13 protein-coding genes are annotated in these 15,773 nt (G+C 72.4%); 7 read left to right on the top strand and 6 right to left on the bottom strand.

All coding sequences use genetic code 11. The features are described 5' to 3' along the window. Positions 1-119 precede the first annotated feature (119 nt). The 4 genes from ACFU5F_RS12750 (at position 120) to uppS (ending at position 7,489) form a co-directional block, all read left to right on the top strand. On the top strand, positions 120-1,043 hold the full coding sequence (locus ACFU5F_RS12750; RefSeq protein ID WP_383885930.1) for an LLM class F420-dependent oxidoreductase: 924 nt from the start codon (positions 120-122) through the stop codon (positions 1,041-1,043). Between the two features lie 280 nt (positions 1,044-1,323). Continuing rightward, positions 1,324-2,814, top strand: coding sequence for a 3' terminal RNA ribose 2'-O-methyltransferase Hen1 (locus tag ACFU5F_RS12755; RefSeq protein WP_383885932.1), 1,491 nt, complete (start codon positions 1,324-1,326; stop codon positions 2,812-2,814). Next, positions 2,811-5,363, top strand: a complete 2,553-nt coding sequence (locus tag ACFU5F_RS12760; RefSeq protein WP_383885935.1) for a polynucleotide kinase-phosphatase — start codon at positions 2,811-2,813, stop codon at positions 5,361-5,363. The genes ACFU5F_RS12755 and ACFU5F_RS12760 overlap by 4 nt, the downstream gene beginning before the upstream one ends. A gap of 272 nt (positions 5,364-5,635) precedes the next feature. Next, positions 5,636-7,489, top strand: a complete 1,854-nt coding sequence (uppS, locus tag ACFU5F_RS12765) for a polyprenyl diphosphate synthase (RefSeq protein WP_383885938.1) — start codon at positions 5,636-5,638, stop codon at positions 7,487-7,489. Between the two features lie 111 nt (positions 7,490-7,600). Here uppS and ACFU5F_RS12770 read toward each other — a convergent pair whose 3' ends face one another. Both ACFU5F_RS12770 and ACFU5F_RS12775 read right to left on the bottom strand, forming a co-directional pair. Next, positions 7,601-8,497, bottom strand: a complete 897-nt coding sequence (locus ACFU5F_RS12770) for a hypothetical protein (RefSeq protein ID WP_383885941.1) — start codon at positions 8,495-8,497, stop codon at positions 7,601-7,603. After that, complete coding sequence (locus tag ACFU5F_RS12775) at positions 8,494-9,600, bottom strand: SPFH domain-containing protein (RefSeq protein WP_383885943.1); 1,107 nt, start codon at positions 9,598-9,600, stop codon at positions 8,494-8,496. Before ACFU5F_RS12775 ends, ACFU5F_RS12770 begins: the two co-directional genes overlap by 4 nt. Positions 9,601-9,754: 154 nt before the next feature. On the opposite strand from ACFU5F_RS12775, the gene ACFU5F_RS12780 reads away from it, so the two are divergent. Continuing rightward, entirely contained in the window at positions 9,755-10,978 is a 1,224-nt protein-coding gene (locus ACFU5F_RS12780) for an arginine deiminase (protein ID WP_383885946.1), read from the top strand. 130 nt (positions 10,979-11,108) lie between these two features. Continuing rightward, positions 11,109-12,116: an ornithine carbamoyltransferase gene (gene argF, locus ACFU5F_RS12785; protein ID WP_383885949.1), complete on the top strand. Its 1,008-nt coding sequence runs from the start codon at positions 11,109-11,111 to the stop codon at positions 12,114-12,116. Positions 12,117-12,151: 35 nt separating this feature from the next. Here argF and ACFU5F_RS12790 read toward each other — a convergent pair whose 3' ends face one another. The 3 genes from ACFU5F_RS12790 to ACFU5F_RS12800 all read right to left on the bottom strand — a co-directional run bounded on the left by ACFU5F_RS12790 (position 12,152) and on the right by ACFU5F_RS12800 (position 14,058). Continuing rightward, the gene (locus tag ACFU5F_RS12790) at positions 12,152-12,604 is read right to left on the bottom strand and encodes an ATP-binding protein (protein ID WP_383885952.1); all 453 of its coding nucleotides are present in this window, start codon (positions 12,602-12,604) and stop codon (positions 12,152-12,154) included. A gap of 314 nt (positions 12,605-12,918) precedes the next feature. Next, complete coding sequence (locus ACFU5F_RS12795; RefSeq protein WP_383885955.1) at positions 12,919-13,788, bottom strand: PaaX family transcriptional regulator C-terminal domain-containing protein; 870 nt, start codon at positions 13,786-13,788, stop codon at positions 12,919-12,921. A gap of 66 nt (positions 13,789-13,854) precedes the next feature. Next, a complete protein-coding gene (locus ACFU5F_RS12800; protein ID WP_383885958.1) occupies positions 13,855-14,058 on the bottom strand; it encodes a DUF5999 family protein in 204 nt (67 codons plus the stop codon). Between the two features lie 273 nt (positions 14,059-14,331). Between ACFU5F_RS12800 and ACFU5F_RS12805 the strand changes: the two genes are divergently transcribed. Further along, a complete protein-coding gene (locus tag ACFU5F_RS12805) occupies positions 14,332-14,787 on the top strand; it encodes a DUF6299 family protein (RefSeq protein ID WP_383885961.1) in 456 nt (151 codons plus the stop codon). A 71-nt stretch (positions 14,788-14,858) separates the two neighbouring features. Here the strand turns inward: ACFU5F_RS12805 and ACFU5F_RS12810 are convergent, their stop codons facing one another. Beyond that, positions 14,859-15,680 carry a carbonic anhydrase gene (locus ACFU5F_RS12810; protein ID WP_383885963.1) on the bottom strand — a complete coding sequence of 274 codons (822 nt, stop codon included), beginning with the start codon at positions 15,678-15,680 and terminating at the stop codon, positions 14,859-14,861. Positions 15,681-15,773 lie beyond the last annotated feature (93 nt).

Genomic DNA, 15,773 nt, shown 5'->3' on the forward strand with positions numbered 1-15,773 from the left:
CGGTCACTGGAGCGGGCCCGCACCGCGGGCCGGAGCGGCGCATTTTCACCCGACCGTGGCCCCACGGCACCGGCGGGACCGGTGCCGTTGACCGAGGCCCGAGCGGGCAGGATGGAGGTATGGATCTTCGCATCTTCACCGAGCCCCAGCAGGGGGCCACCTACGACACCCTCCTCACCGTCGCCAGGGCCACCGAGGACCTGGGTTTCGACGCCTTCTTCCGTTCCGACCACTACCTCAGCATGGGCTCGTCGGACGGCCTGCCCGGTCCCACCGACGCCTGGGTCACACTGGCCGGACTCGCCCGCGAGACCAAGCGCATCCGCCTCGGCACCCTGATGACCGCCGGTACCTTCCGGCTGCCCGGCGTGCTCGCCATCCAGGTCGCCCAGATCGACCAGATGTCCGGCGGCCGTGTCGAACTCGGCCTGGGCGCCGGCTGGTTCGAGGAGGAGCACAAGGCGTACGGCATCCCCTTCCCCAAGGAGAAGTTCGGCCGCCTGGAGGAGCAACTGGCCATCGTCACCGGCCTGTGGGCCACGGAGATCGGCAAGACGTTCTCCTACGAAGGCACCCATTACCAGCTGACCGACTCGCCCGCGCTGCCCAAGCCCGCGCAGGCCAAGGTGCCGGTGCTCATCGGCGGACACGGCGCGAGCCGTACCCCGCGGCTCGCCGCGCGCTACGCCGACGAGTTCAACATGCCGTTCGGCTCGATCGAGGACAGCGAGCGCCAGTTCGGCCGGGTCCGCGCGGCCGCCGAGGAGGCCGGCCGCAAGGGCCACGACCTCGTGTACTCCAACGCCCTGGTCGTCTGCGTGGGCAAGGACGACGCGGAGGTCGCCCGCCGCGCCGCCGCGATCGGCCGCGAGGTGGACGAGCTGAAGGCCAACGGCCTCGCCGGCTCCCCGGCCGAGGTCGTCGACAAGATCGCCCGCTACCAGGCCATCGGCTCTCAGCGCCTCTACCTCCAGATCCTCGACCTCGACGACCTGGACCACCTGGAACTGATCTCCGGCCAGGTGCTCTCCCAGCTGTCGTAGCGCGAGCGAACGCGCGCCCCTCCCCGGAAGGCGAACCCTCCCGGAGGCGCGCCCCGCACGTGCGCGCGCTCCCGCGCCGTCTGCGAGCGCGGGAGCGCGTCGGCACGCGGCCGCAGGAGACGGTGGAGCGAGCGGGAAAATGCCTGAGTGCGGCCCGGACCCGGCCTGTACGTTGGGGGCGCGCGCCGAAACGTGACGACGCGCAGGTATCCGCAGTTCAGACGCCTTCTCCTCGACCAGGGCAGCCGCCCCGGACAACTCATCACGAGGCAACCCCACCGTGTTCCTGACGATCAGTACCACCGGTACCCCAGAGCGCCCGGCGACCGATCTCGGCTTCCTGCTGCACAAGCATCCCGACCGGGCACAGGCGTTCTCCACCTCGTACGGCAAGGCCCACGTCCTCTACCCCGAGGCGGACGCCGCGCGGTGCACGGCCGCGCTGCTGCTGGAGGTGGACGCGGTGGCGCTGGTCCGGCGCGGCAAGGGCAAGGGACGCGGTGGGGCACCGGACGCGGCCCTCGCGCAGTACGTCAACGACCGCCCGTACGCGGCCTCCTCCCTCCTCGCCGTCGCGCTGAACGACGTCTTCTCCAGCGCCGTACGCGGTCAGTGCAGGGCCCGGCCCGAACTCCCGGAACAGACCCGCCCGTTGCGTGTCGAGATACCCGCGCTGCCCGCGCGCGGCGGCCCGGACCTCGTCGTCGCGCTGTTCGCACCGCTCGGCTGGACGGTCACCGCCGAGCCGGTGGCGCTGGACACCGAGTTCCCGGAGTGGGGCGCCTCCCGTTACGTACGGCTGGTCCTGGAGTCGGAGTCGCTGACCCTGGCCGAGGCGCTGCGCCACCTGTACGTGCTGCTGCCGGTCCTCGACGACACCAAGCACTACTGGGTGTCCTCGGACGAGGTCGACAAGCTGCTGCGCGCGGGCGAGGGCTGGCTCCCCGCCCACCCCGAGCACAAGCTGATCACCAGCCGCTATCTCTCCCGCCGCTGGTCGCTGACCCGGCAGGCCATGGAGCGGCTGGAACTCGTACGGCTCGCCGAGGCCGACGACAGTGAGGTCGAGGCGATCGACAACGCCGTCGCGGAGACCGCGGACGGCGAGGCCGAGGGCGAGGAGAAGCCGACGCCGCTCGCGGTGCAGCGGCGGGACGCGATCCTCGCCGCGCTGCGGGAGTCCGGCGCGGCACGGGTCCTCGACCTGGGCTGCGGTCAGGGCCAGTTGCTGCAGGCGCTGCTCAAGGACGTCCGCTACACCGACATCGTCGGTACGGACGTGTCGATGCGCGCGCTCACCATCGCCTCCCGCCGTCTGAAGCTCGACCGCATGGGCGAGCGCCAGGCCGCCCGAGTCCAGCTTTTCCAGAGCTCCCTCGCCTACACCGACAAGCGGCTCAAGGGGTACGACGCCGCCGTGCTCAGCGAGGTCGTCGAGCACCTCGACCTGCCCCGGCTGCCCGCCCTGGAGTACTCCGTCTTCGGCTCGGCCCGGCCGAGGACCGTCCTCGTGACCACCCCGAACGTCGAGTACAACGTCCGCTGGGAGAGCCTGCCCGCCGGCCATGTCCGGCACGGCGACCACCGCTTCGAGTGGACGCGGGAGGAGTTCCGCGCCTGGGCGGCGACGGTCGCCGAACGGCACGGCTACGAGGTCGCGTTCGTGCCCGTGGGGCCGGACGACCCGGAGGTGGGGCCGCCCACCCAGATGGCCGTGTTCACGCGGCGCGACGCGAAGGACAGCAACGAGAAGGAGGCGAAGGCGGCATGAGCGAGGACACACAGCGGACCACCCGGGGGCGCGTCCTGCCCGTCACCGACCTCTCCCTCGTGGTGCTGGTCGGCGCGTCCGGCTCGGGCAAGTCGACGTTCGCCCACCGGCACTTCGAGCCGACCGAGATCATCTCGTCGGACTTCTGCCGCGGTCTCGTCTCCGACGACGAGAACGACCAGAGCGCGACGAAGGACGCCTTCGACGTCCTGCACTACATCGCGGGCAAGCGCCTCGCGGCCGGCCGCCGTACGGTCGTCGATGCCACCAGCGTGCAGCAGGAGTCCCGCAAGCAGCTGATCGAGCTGGCGCGCACGCACGACGTCCTGCCGATCGCCATCGTGCTCGACGTGCCGGAGGAGGTGTGCGCCGAACGCAACGCGGCCCGCACCGACCGCGCCGACATGCCGCGCCGCGTGATCCAGCGACACACCCGCGAACTCCGCCGCTCCCTGCGGCACCTGGAGCGCGAGGGCTTCCGCAAGGTGCACGTGCTGCGCGGGGTCGAGGACGTCGAGAACGCCACCGTCGTCACCGAGAAGCGCTTCAACGACCTCACCCACCTCACCGGCCCCTTCGACATCGTCGGCGACATCCACGGCTGCGCGAGCGAACTGGAGGCGTTGCTCGGCAAGCTGGGCTACGTCGACGGCGTGCACCCGGAAGGCCGTACGGCCGTCTTCGTCGGCGACCTCGTCGACCGGGGCCCGGACAGCCCGGGCGTGCTGCGCCGGGTGATGTCGATGGTCGGCTCGGGCAACGCGCTCTGCGTGCCCGGCAACCACGAGAACAAGTACGGCCGCTACCTCAAGGGCCGCAACGTCCAGCACACCCACGGCCTCGCCGAGACCATCGAGCAGATGGAGGGCGAGAGCGAGGAGTTCAGGAACCAGGTCCGCGAGTTCATCGACGGGCTCGTCAGCCACTACGTCCTCGACGGCGGCCGGCTGGTCGTCTGCCACGCCGGTCTGCCGGAGAAGTACCACGGCCGGACCTCCGGCCGGGTGCGCAGCCACGCACTGTACGGCGACACCACCGGCGAGACCGACGAGTTCGGCCTGCCGGTGCGCTACCCGTGGGCGGAGGACTACCGGGGCCGCGCGGCCGTGGTCTACGGCCACACCCCGGTGCCCACCGCCACCTGGCTGAACAACACCATCTGCCTCGACACGGGCGCCGTCTTCGGCGGCAGGCTCACCGCGCTGCGCTGGCCGGAGCGCGAGCTCGTCGACGTCCCCGCCGAACGGGTCTGGTACGAGCCGGCGAAGCCGCTGGCCACGGAGGCCCCCGGCGGGCACGAGGGGCGGCCGCTGGATCTGGCGGACGTGCACGGCCGCCGGGTCGTCGAGACCCGGCACGCGGGCCGGATCTCGGTCCGCGAGGAGAACGCGGCCGCCGCGCTGGAGGTCATGAGCCGCTTCGCGGTCGACCCGCGTCTGCTGCCGTACCTGCCGCCGACGATGGCCCCGACGGCCACCTCGCGCGTCGACGGATTCCTCGAACACCCGGCCGAGGCGTTCGCGCAGTACAAGGAGGACGGGGTCGCCCGGGTCGTGTGCGAGGAGAAGCACATGGGTTCGCGGGCCGTGGTCCTGGTCTGCCGGGACGCGGACGCGGCGCGCGAGCGCTTCGGCGTGGACGGGCCCACGGGATCCCTCTACACCCGTACCGGCCGCCCGTTCTTCGACGACGAGGCCCGCACCGAGCTGGTCCTCGGCCGGTTGCGCGAAGCGATGAGAGCCGCCGGACTGTGGGAGGACCTGGCCACCGACTGGGTGCTGCTGGACGCCGAGCTGATGCCCTGGTCGCTGAAGGCCTCCGGGCTGCTGCGCACCCAGTACGCGGCCGTCGGGGCCGCCTCCGGCGCGGTCTTCCCGGGCGCGCTGGCCGCCCTGGAGGGCGCGGCGGCCCGCGGGGTGGACGTGGGCGAGCTGCTGGGCAGGCAGCGCGAGCGGGCCGCCGACGCGGCCGCGTTCACCGACGCCTACCGCCGCTACTGCTGGCCCACCGAGGGCCTCGACGGTGTCCGGCTCGCCCCCTTCCAGATCCTCGCCGTCCAGGGCCGCAGCCTCGCCGCCCTGCCGCACGACGAACAGCTGGCCCTCATCGACCGGCTCGTGGAGTTCGACGTCAGCGGTCTGCTGCAGACCACCCGGCGCCTCTTCGTCGACACCGGCGACGAGGCCTCGGTGCGGGCCGGGATCGACTGGTGGCTGGAGATGACCGGCCGCGGCGGCGAGGGCATGGTCGTCAAACCGGTCGAGGCCGTGGTGCGGAGCAGTCAGGGCAGGCTGGTCCAGCCGGGCATCAAGTGCCGGGGACGGGAGTACCTGCGGATCATCTACGGGCCGGAGTACACCCGCCCCGAGAACCTCGACCGGCTGCGCGGCCGGTTCCTCAACCACAAGCGCTCGCTCGCCCTGCGCGAGTACGCCCTCGGCCTGGAGGCCCTGGACCGACTCGCCGAGGGCGAGCCGCTGTGGCGGGTGCACGAGGCGGTGTTCGGGGTACTGGCCCTGGAGTCGGAGCCGGTCGACCCCCGTCTGTGACAACCCGCGTCCGGGGCCCACGGGTCCCGGGCACGGGTCGGGTGCGGCCCCGGTCCGTGCCGGACGGAACACCCGTCCGGCACGGGCCGACCCACGCCCGGGAGGCGACAATGCGGCTGATAATGTCGCAGTCAGGTGTGGCCGTGCACTGCGTTCGAATGGTTCCGGCGGTTCCGGCAGTGCTCGGGGAAAGTGATCGCGGCCAGTCGCAGGCGATCGCTGTCACCCGAGTCGGTCCCATCGGTCCCGTTCGAAGGTATGTGGGGTTTCCCATGCGTCGCAGCATCACGCGTTCCGTCTCGCGGTCCGGGCGGGAGCGAGCGGCACTCGACGCCGCGTACGAGGAGTGCCGCCGGCTCGTCCGCTCGACCCGGCCCACCGAGTACGCCCTGATGCAGCTGATGCCCCCGGCCGTACGCCCCGCCTGCTGGGCCCTGTACGCCGCCCTCGCCGCCGCCGACGACCTGGTCGACTCCACCGAGGGCACCCCGCGGGAGCGCGCCCGGCGGCTCCAGGAGTGGCGGGCCGCGCTGGAGGCCGACCTGTCGAGCGGCACCAGCGACGACCCGGTCCGGCGCGCTCTGACCGACGCGGTCTGGCACTGGGGCCTCGACCTCGGCGATCTGCTGGGCTCCCTGGACGCGGTCGGCCGGGACGAGGGCCGTGAGGGCGTCGCGACCTGGCAGGAGTGGCGGGAGCGGGCGCACGCCCAGAACGTCAGCTGGCCCGAGCAACTGATGCGGATGCTGGTCAGGTCGGGGCTGCCCGTGCCCGTGCGCCTGCGGGACCTTCCGGGCTTCACCCGCTTCGTGGACGGCCTGTTCCTCACCGACATGCTTCGCGACCTCCCCGAGGATCTCGACGCCGGGCAGGTGTGGTTCCCCGCCGAGGTGCTCGACCGTTTTGACGTCACACCGGCCGACTTGCTGTCCCGCGAGTGGACCCCGGCCGTCCGGCGGCTGGTCGCGCACCTCGCGGACCAGGCCCGGGAGTGGCTGGAGAACTCCCGCCGGGCGCTGCGGAACACACTGCCGCTGGGCCCCGCCATCGTGCTCGACAGCGCCGTCGAACTGTTCGGGGCGGAGCTGGACGCGATCGTCCGGGCCGGATCGGCGGTCCTGCACCGGCCGGTTCGTGTGCCCCGGCACATCGAGTGGCGCATCCTCGGCCCGGCGCGGGCGCGGGCCGCCGTGGTGTGGCGGCTGACGCTGCCGCCCGGCGACTCCCCGGCGAGGCCGGCGGCCGGGGCCCGCGCGGGTGTGACGTCATCCGCCGGCGGTGCCCCGGACGGGCCGTCGCCCGCCCCGGCCGACGGTCCCGAACGGCTCACCACACGGATCGCCGAACCGCCGCTGCCGCCGCGCCCGCACCGCGACGGGGTCCGGCCGCCGGCCATAGCCGATGCCCATCTTCCGCAGCACGTGGCGATCGTCATGGACGGCAACGGCCGCTGGGCGACCGGGCTCGGACTGCCCCGCGACGAGGGCCACCGTGCCGGAGCGGTCGCCCTGCGGGACGTCGTCCAGGGCGCGCTGGAGATCGGCCTCGCCCATCTGACGGTCTACGCCTTCTCCACCGAGAACTGGAAACGGTCGCCCGACGAGGTCTCCAAACTCTTCGCGATCATGCGCGCCGAACTCCTCGACGGCGAACTCCTCGACCACGACGTACGCTTGCGCTGGGTGGGTTCCCCCGACGGCCTCCCGGAGGACGTGGTGGAGGTCCTGCGGGCCCAGGAGCACGCCACCCGCCACCGCACCGGCCTCACCTTCAACGTCTGCGTCAACTACGGGGGCCGGGCCGAACTGGCGCGCGCGGGGGCGGCGTTGGCCCGCGCCGCGGTCGCGGGCGAGGTCGACCCCGCCCGGATCTCCGAACAACTGTTCGCCGCACACCTGCCCCACCATGCCCTGCCCGACGTGGACCTCCTGTGGCGCACCAGCGGTGAGATCCGCACCTCCAACTTTCTCCCCTGGCACGCCCACTACGCCGAACTCCACTTCACCGACGCCCCCTGGCCCGAGGTGGACCGCCGCGACCTGTGGGAGGCCGTCGTCGCCTACACCCACCGCAAACGCCGCAAGGGCGCCGCGACGGTGCCGACGCCTGTCGAGGGGGCCGAGTAGCGGCTCGGGCACGTGGACGGGCCCGCACCCGAGGAACGCACCGAATCGGGGTCGAAGGGGCGCAGCCCCCGGGGAGGGGACGGGTAGGGGAGGCGGGGGCGGCCGACCGCGTCAGCCCACCAACCGCAGCCGAACCCCCGCCACCCCCACCCGCACCGTCTGCCCCCACGTCAGCTCCAGCGCGTCCCCCTCCATCCCGTCCCCGAAGACGATGAGCCGGTCCGACTCGACGGTGAGGCACAGCCGGGCGGCCGCCGCCAACTGCCCCGCCACCAGCGACGTCCCGGTGGCCGGCGAGGGCCACGCCTCGCGCACGAACCACAGCAGCCGGTCCTCGCCGGGCCCGGGCAACGCCAGCTCGCTCGCCCGTTCCTGCCACACCGACCGGATCCATCCGCTCGCCCCGGTCCCCGTCCCGACGAGCACCCCGGACGAGGCCTGGGGTTCGACGGCACCCCTGTGGCCGTCGAACCCCAGGCGGTACCGGGCGGTCTGATGGCCTGCCGCGCCGAGGTAGATCTCGTTGAGCGCCACCAGCCGCTGCGTGTCGTCGGCGACTGCCTCCACCATGGTCAGCTCGTCCGACCCCACGCCGTGCTGGGAGGACAGGAGCAGCTTCCCCGCCTGGTCGGGCCGGTGGCGCACCAGCACCCCCGGATTGCGCCGGGGATCGGGGTTGATCCCCACCACCGGCTGACCCGCGAGGTACTTGGCGACATTGGCCACCAGCCCGTCCTGCCCGACGACGACCACGACGTCCTCGGGGGCGAACAGGAACCGGTCCAGGTCGCCCCGCTCGACCCGCGCCTGACGCCAGGTCAGCGGTACCGAGGACGTGACCTCCGCCAGCGCCCCGCGCTCGCGCCGGTGCCGCTCGGCCACGTCCTCGATGTCCCGCCCCCGGGACCGCAGGAAGAAGGCGGCCTGCCCGTGCGTCCCGTGCCGGGCCACCAACTCCTCGTACTCGGTGGTGCGATGGACCAGCACCACCCGCGGGGCGAGGCTCACGCCGGGTCCCCCGTGCCGCCCAGCCTGGAGAGCAGCCCGGTCAGCACGTCGGGCGACACCGTCACGCTGTCGATGCGCGGCAGGTTCTCCGCGAGCCGCGTCGCGGTCAGCGCGTTCAGGGTCGCCGCGTCCACCTCGGCGTGCACCCGCAGCCACGCCGCCTGCGCCTCGGCCCGCGCCTCACCCACGGCCCGCGCGGCCCGCGCCTCCGCCTCGGAGAGCCTGACCTGCCGCTCCGCCTCGGCCTCGGCCAGCTTCACGCTCCGCGTGGCCTCCGCCTCCGCGAGCCTCACGGTCCGCTCGGCCTCGGCCTCGGTCAGCCGTACCGTCCGGGCCGCCTCAGCGCCCGCCTTCACCGCGTCCGCCGAGGCCCTCTCCTCCGCCTCCCGTCGCGCGTTCGTGCCCCGCTGTTCGACCAACTGCTCCTCGCGCCGGGCGAGTTCGATCTGGCTGGCCAGCTCGTTCTCCGCGATGGCCCGCTCCCGCTCGACGGCCACCGCGCGCCGCTCGTACGTCGCCCGGTCCGCCTCCTGCTGGATCTGCTCCCGCGCGGGCGTGCGCAGGGCCCGCTCCACCTCGGGCTCGGGCCGCAGCGCCACCACGCGTACGGCCACGATCTCGATCCCGGTGGCCGGCAGCCGGGGCTCGGCGGCCAGGCCGCTCGCCACCCGTTCCCGGACCGCCGCGACGCCGTCGACGAGGGCCGACGCCAGCGTCGTACGGGCCAGGACGTCCAGCGCGTGCTGCTGGGCCGTCTCCGTCAGCAGGGTCGACAGCTGTTCCAGGGGAGCGCCGCGCCAGACGCCCGTGTCCGGGTCGATGGAGAAGTCGAGGCGGACGGCGGCGGTCGCCGGGTCGCTCACCCGGTAGGTCACCGTGGCCTGCACCGCCACGTCCTGGAAATCGGACGTACGGGCGTGGAAGGTCATCGCCAGCTCCCGGTCGTCCACCGGGATCTCGGACAGTGCGGCGCTCAGTGACCGGTACCAGAAGCTCAGCCCCGGGCCGTCGTGCACGAGCCGCCCGGAGCGGTGGTGACGGATGTGCGCGGTGGGCGCGCCGCGCAGATGCCGCCAGCCGAGCCGTCTGGTGATGTCGGCCATGGATGGTCCCCCTCGTCACGATGACTGATCGACACCGCTTAGTGTCACTCAGACGATAATGAGGCGACCCTTTATCGTCAAGAGGACGAGATGGAAGGACTCCGATTCGGCCGACCGGCGGGTGAACACGCGCCCGAATGGTCAGGATGAGGGCATGGGATTCCACGTCGACTCCGAGGCCGGGCGGCTGCGCCGCGTCATCCTGCACCGGCCGGATCTTGAGCTCAAAAGGCTCACCCCCAGCAACAAGGACGCGCTGCTCTTCGACGACGTGCTCTGGGTGCGGCGGGCGCGCGCCGAGCACGACGGGTTCGCCGACGTGCTGCGCGACCGAGGCGTCGCCGTCCACCTCTTCGGGGACCTCCTCGCCGACGTCATGCGCGTCCCGCGCGCCCGCGAGCTGGTCCTGGACCGGGTCTTCGACGAGAAGGAGTACGGCCCGCTCGCCACGGACCACCTCAGGGCCGCCTTCGAGTCGCTGCCCCTGACGGAGCTGGTCGAGGCGCTGATCGGCGGCATGACCAAGCGCGAGTTCCTCGACGCGCACATGGAGCCGGCCTCCGTCCGCTTCCACGTCATGGAACTGGACGATTTCCTCCTCGATCCGCTGCCCAACCACCTCTTCACCCGCGACACCTCCGCCTGGATCTACGACGGGGTCTCCATCAACGCCATGCGCTGGCCCGCCCGCCAGCGCGAGACCGTCCACTTCGAGGCGATCTACCGGCACCATCCCCTCTTCCGCGAGGAGACGTTCCATGTCTGGTCGGAGGGCCAGGCCGACTACCCGTCCACCATCGAGGGCGGTGACGTCCTCGTCATCGGCAACGGCGCCGTCCTCATCGGCATGAGCGAGCGCACCACCCCCCAGGCCGTGGAGATGCTCGCGCACAAGCTGTTCGCCGCCGGTTCCGCGCAGACCATCGTGGCCCTCGACATGCCCAAGCGCCGTGCCTTCATGCACCTCGACACCGTCATGACCATGGTCGACGGCGACACCTTCACCCAGTACGCCGGACTCGGCATGCTCCGCTCGTACACCATCGAACCCGGGGTCGGCGAGAAGGAGCTGAAGGTCACCGACCATCCGCCGGAGCACATGCACCGCGCGATCGCCGCCGCGCTCGGCCTCGACTCCATCCGGGTGCTGACCGCCACGCAGGACGTCCACGCGGCCGAACGGGAGCAGTGGGACGACGGCTGCAACGTCCTCGCCGTCGAGCCCGGCGTGGTCGTCGCCTACGAACGCAACGCCACCACCAACACGCATCTGCGCAGACAGGGCATCGAGGTGATCGAGATCCCCGGGAGCGAGCTGGGGCGGGGGAGGGGTGGGCCGCGCTGCATGAGCTGCCCGGTGGAGAGGACGCCGGTGTGACCGTACGGACCGTGTGACCGTACGGACCGTGTGACGTATGGACCGCGTGACCGTATAGAAATGTGGAACATCGTATAGACTTCCAGCCTTCCTTACGCTGACCCTCGTCCCGCCGACCCAGGAGCGCCCCATGGCGACCGTTCCCCACGCCCTCGCCGGGCGCCACTTCCTCAAGGAGCTGGACTTCACCGCCGAGGAGTTCCGCGGGCTGATCGAGCTGGCCGTGGAGCTGAAGGCGGCCAAGAGGGCCGGGACGGAGACCCAGCACCTGCGGGGCCGGAACATCGCCCTCCTCTTCGAGAAGACCTCGACACGCACCCGCTGCGCGTTCGAGGTCGCGGCGGCCGACCAGGGGGCCCGGACGGTCTACCTCGACCCCTCCGGCTCGCAGATGGGCCACAAGGAGTCCGTGAAGGACACCGCACGGGTCCTCGGCCGGATGTTCGACGCGATCGAGTACCGGGGGGACAGCCAGGCGAACGTCGAGGAGCTGGCCGCCCACGCCGGCGTCCCCGTCTACAACGGTCTCACCGACGACTGGCACCCCACCCAGATGCTGGCCGACGTGATGACCATGACCGAGCACTGCGACAAGCCGCTCGACGAGACGGCCTTCGCCTACCTCGGCGACGCCCGCTTCAACATGGGCAACTCCTACCTGGTCACCGGGGCCCTGCTCGGCATGGACGTCCGGATCGTCGCCCCGCAGGCCTACTGGCCGGCCGAGGAGATCATCACCCACGCGCGCAAGCTCGCGGAGATCAGCGGGGCGCGCATCACGCTCACCGAGCACATCCACGAGGGAGTCGAGGGCGCCGACTTCGTCGCCACCGACGTCTGGGTCTCCATGGGCGAGCCCAAGGAGGTCTGGGACGAGCGCATCGGCGCGCTGTCCCCGTACGCCGTGACCATGGACGTCCTGCGGGCCACCGGAAACGAGAACGTCAAGTTCCTGCACTGCCTGCCGGCCTTCCACGACCTCGGCACGAAGGTGGGGCGCGAGATCCACGCGCTGCACGGGCTGGACTCGCTGGAGGTGACGGACGAGGTGTTCGAGTCGTCGCACTCGGTCGTCTTCGACGAGTCCGAGAACCGGCTCCACACGATCAAGGCCGTCCTGGTGGCGACGCTGGGCTGAGCCCTCGTGCGGCCCCCGCGCCTGCCGGAAGGGCTCTACGGGTGACGGCGCTGGGGCGGCACCGTCGGCAGCCTGAACCACACGGCCTTGCCGGAGTCCGTCGGACGGTGGCCGCAGGCGGAGCTGAGAGCGCGGATGAGGAGGAGCCCTCGGCCGTGCTCCTGCCAGGGGTCGGGGTCGAGGTGCCCCGGAGCGGTGAGATCGCCCGGAGGCGCCGGGTCGGGGTCGTGGACCTCCACCTTGCAGCCCGTCGGCACCAGCTCGACGACCAGCTCTATGGGGCCCTCCCCGGCCGCGTGCTCGATCGCGTTCGCGACCAGCTCCGCCGTGAGCAGCTCTGCCGTGTCGCGGTCCGCCCCGTGCTCCAGCTCGGTCAGCGCCGTACGGACCAGTGCGCGGGCCACGGGCACGGCCGCGGCGGTGTGCGGCAGCGCGATGCGCCAGGAGGCGGGGGCGGAGGGTTCTTGCAAGGCGGCGGGTCCGTTCATGGCGCAGGTCATGGCTCGTCCTGCTTTCAACGTGATGAATGGTACGGCGCGAACCGGCAAAGCCGCTCGGCGGGCGCCGCGGGGGACCTTCGGCCCCGTTGCCGCCGGTCTACCCACGGCAACGCTCCGCCGCGCCCGGCCGAGCCCGTCGTTACGGGCTTGTCGAACGGCCGTGACCGAGTCACGGAGGCGTCCCCGGCGGACGACGCCGGGGTCGGCCCGCTCAGCTCACCTCACGCTCGCCGCACACCTCGGCGGGGTGGCGACATGCACCTCGGCTACGGGGCGACGAGGGGGACCGGTGAACGCGATCGTCATCGGTCCCCGGTCGTCCCGGACATCTCCGCGGTGCCGTCGCGACGTCCCTGCGGTGCCACGTCCGCGAACACCGCCCCCGGGTCCCGCAACCGTGCGTGCAGGGCCCGGAACACGGCCGCGGAGCGCACTCCCGGCCAGTCCGCCGGAAGCAGCGCGGCGGGCAGCCCGGGGTCGGCGTACGGAAGGTGCCGCCAGGAGTCCAGGGCCAGCAGGTAGTCGCGGTACGCCTCCTGCGGCGGGGTGTCCTCGCGGCGTTCCCAGCCGCGCAGCACCGGCGCGTGCCGGTCGAGGAACGCCTCGTGCCGCTTGGCGAGTCCGGCCAGGTCCCACCACCGCGCCACGGCGTCCGCGCTCGCCGCGAACCCGAGGTGTTCGCCCCGGAACAGGTCCACGTACGCGTCGAGCCGCAGCCGGGTGAGGGTGTGCCGGGTCTCCTCGTGCAGCCGGGCCGGAGCTATCCACACGCCCGGGGCGGCCGTGCCGAAGCCGAGTCCGGCCAGCCGGGAGCGCAGCACATGCCGTTTCTGCCGTTCCGACTCCGGCACCGAGAAGACGGCCAGGACCCAGCCCTCGTCGTGCTGGGGCGCCGGCGCGTGGATCCGCCGGTCGCTGTCGTCCAGGAGCCGCCGCGCTTCGTCCGACAGCTCGTAGCCCGCCGCCCCCGTCGCCGTGCGGGCCGGCACCAGCAGGCCGCGCCGTTTCAGCCGGGACACCGAGGAGCGGACGGAGGGGGCGTCGACCCCGATCGCCGCGAGCAGCCGGATCAGTTCGGAGACGGGCACGGGACCCGGCACCGAACGGCCGTACGCGCCGTAGAAAGTGACGATGAGCGAACGTGGTGCGTGCTGTTCCGACACGTTGATCATTTTAGGTTGCCGGTATCGCCGCTGGTCACGCAGGGCGCGTTGCTGACGTGAGGGTACGGGGGAGGCTCAGGCGGCGGTCGCCAGCTCGCCGGGGGCCGGGCGGCGCGGGGCGATCACGCTGCCGTCCGGCAGGAGTTCACCGGTGTCGTCGAAGACGATCGCCCCGTTGCACAGCAGGTTCCAGCCCTGCTCGGGGTGGGCGGCGACGACGTGCGCGGTGTCGCGGTCCGTGCGGTCGATCGAGGGGCACTGGGACTGGTGAGCACACATGGCGCACCTCCACATCGTGGTGAGTGCCGGCGGCGAGTCACCGCCTCGCACCACAGACCATGCCCGTGCCGGGGCCCCGTGGCCACATGGTTCCGCGAGACGTGACAGCACCCGGACGTGCCGTGACAGGACGCGGACACTACGCCCGGCGCGCGGGCCGCCGCCGGTAGTGAGGACGGCCGAACCGACGCGCCGACGCGGGGGTGACGATCACCGGTGCGCGGCGGCGGGGCCGGTACCTCTAGGGCCCGGTCCTACAGTAGGAGGTTTCCCATGCCTTTGCCCTTGCCCCCGGCCTTCTCGCAGCTCCCGCGCGTGCTCGGCGCCGCCGCCGGTGCCGCGCTGCTGCTGCTCGCCGCCGCCCCGTCCGCCGGCGCCGCCCACGACGCGACCGAGACGGTGACCATCGACCCCACCGGGCACGTCGCCCCGGACGGCACCCTCACCCTGTCCGGCACCTACCGCTGCCTCGGCAGCAGCGGCCCCGTCTTCGTCTCGTCCTCGCTCCAGCAGGGCGACAGCAGGGTCCGCAAGGGGGTCGGGGGGTCGTCGGCCGTCTGCGACGGGGCCGAGCACACCTGGACCAACACGGACAGGGCCGAGCCGGGCCGCTACCTGCCGGGTCCGGCCCGGGTGGAGGCCACCGTCACCGAGCTGTCGGGCGGCGGTCTGCCGCTGCCCAGGTTCCACGCGGTGCGGCAGCAGGACATCACCCTCGTCGAGGGCTGAGCCCGCGACAGCACGAAGGCGGCTCCGGTGGTGGGTGGTTCACCGGAGCCGCCTTCCGCCTGCCGGGCCTACTACTTGAGCAGGTGCACGCGCTGCGTCGTCAGGTCGTAGCGGGCACCGACGACGGCCACCTTGCCGGCCTTCTGCCGGGCGGCGACGTCGGGGTCGGCCATGACCTTGGAGCGGACGAGCCGGATGTTGGCGTCGATGGTCGCCGCGACCCGGGCGTCGCCGGTCACGCTGTGGTCGATGGCCGGAGCGATCTCGTCGGCGATGTACTGGATGCCGCTGGGCAGCTCCTCACCGCTCTCGTCCACCGCGACGGCGGCCTTCACGGCGCCGCAGGACTGGTGACCGAGCACCACGACCAGCGGGATGTTCAGTTCGAGAACGCCGTACTTGACGCTGCCGAGCACCGACTGGTCCAGCACCTCGCCCGCGCTGCGCACGGTCATCAGGTCGCCGAGGCCCTGGTCGAAGACCAGCTCCGGGGGGACGCGCGAGTCGATGCAGCCGAGCACGAGGGCGAAGGGCTGCTGACCGGTCGTCAGGGCCTTGCGCAGGGCGGAGCCCTCGTCCGGGTGCTTCTCGTGCAGCGTCCGCCAGCGGCGGTTGCCCTGCGAGAGTTCCTTCAGCGCCTCGTCCGCCGTGCTCGGACGCTTGCGGGTGGGGGGCGCCTGGTGCGCGGGGGTGGAGCGGGAGACGGTCTCGGCGGTCGCCGGGAAGGCGCCGACGGCGAGGCCGCCGCCGAGGACGGCGGTGCCGGCCAGGGCGGCGCGCAGGAGTGAGCGTCGGCCGCGAGGCTTCGCGCGGAATATCGGGGCGTCGGCGTCGGCGCCGGTGGCGGTCGCCTCGGCGGCATCGCCTCTGTGGGGTGCTGCGTCAGGAATCACGGCAGGAACGTACGTCCGGCCTAAACGCTCAAACGTTCAAGATGCGCAATCATGGACGAGCGTTGATCAATCATGGCCGACCCTTGAAGGGTT

The sequence above is a fragment of the Streptomyces sp. NPDC057438 genome (assembly GCF_042802995.1).
In the GTDB taxonomy this organism is placed as follows: Bacteria; Actinomycetota; Actinomycetes; order Streptomycetales; family Streptomycetaceae; genus Streptomyces.

Excerpts from the sequence above, each read along its gene's own strand:
- ACFU5F_RS12750 (WP_383885930.1), top strand. The coding sequence starts at position 120 with ATGGATCTTCGCATCTTCACCGAGCCCCAGCAGGGGGCCACCTACGAC.
- ACFU5F_RS12760 (WP_383885935.1), top strand. The coding sequence starts at position 2,811 with ATGAGCGAGGACACACAGCGGACCACCCGGGGGCGCGTCCTGCCCGTC.
- uppS (WP_383885938.1), top strand. The coding sequence starts at position 5,636 with ATGCGTCGCAGCATCACGCGTTCCGTCTCGCGGTCCGGGCGGGAGCGA.
- ACFU5F_RS12775 (WP_383885943.1), bottom strand. The coding sequence starts at position 9,600 with ATGGCCGACATCACCAGACGGCTCGGCTGGCGGCATCTGCGCGGCGCG.
- ACFU5F_RS12780 (WP_383885946.1), top strand. The coding sequence starts at position 9,755 with ATGGGATTCCACGTCGACTCCGAGGCCGGGCGGCTGCGCCGCGTCATC.
- argF (WP_383885949.1), top strand. The coding sequence starts at position 11,109 with ATGGCGACCGTTCCCCACGCCCTCGCCGGGCGCCACTTCCTCAAGGAG.
- ACFU5F_RS12790 (WP_383885952.1), bottom strand. The coding sequence starts at position 12,604 with ATGAACGGACCCGCCGCCTTGCAAGAACCCTCCGCCCCCGCCTCCTGG.
- ACFU5F_RS12795 (WP_383885955.1), bottom strand. The coding sequence starts at position 13,788 with ATGATCAACGTGTCGGAACAGCACGCACCACGTTCGCTCATCGTCACT.
- ACFU5F_RS12800 (WP_383885958.1), bottom strand. The coding sequence starts at position 14,058 with ATGTGTGCTCACCAGTCCCAGTGCCCCTCGATCGACCGCACGGACCGC.
- ACFU5F_RS12805 (WP_383885961.1), top strand. The coding sequence starts at position 14,332 with ATGCCTTTGCCCTTGCCCCCGGCCTTCTCGCAGCTCCCGCGCGTGCTC.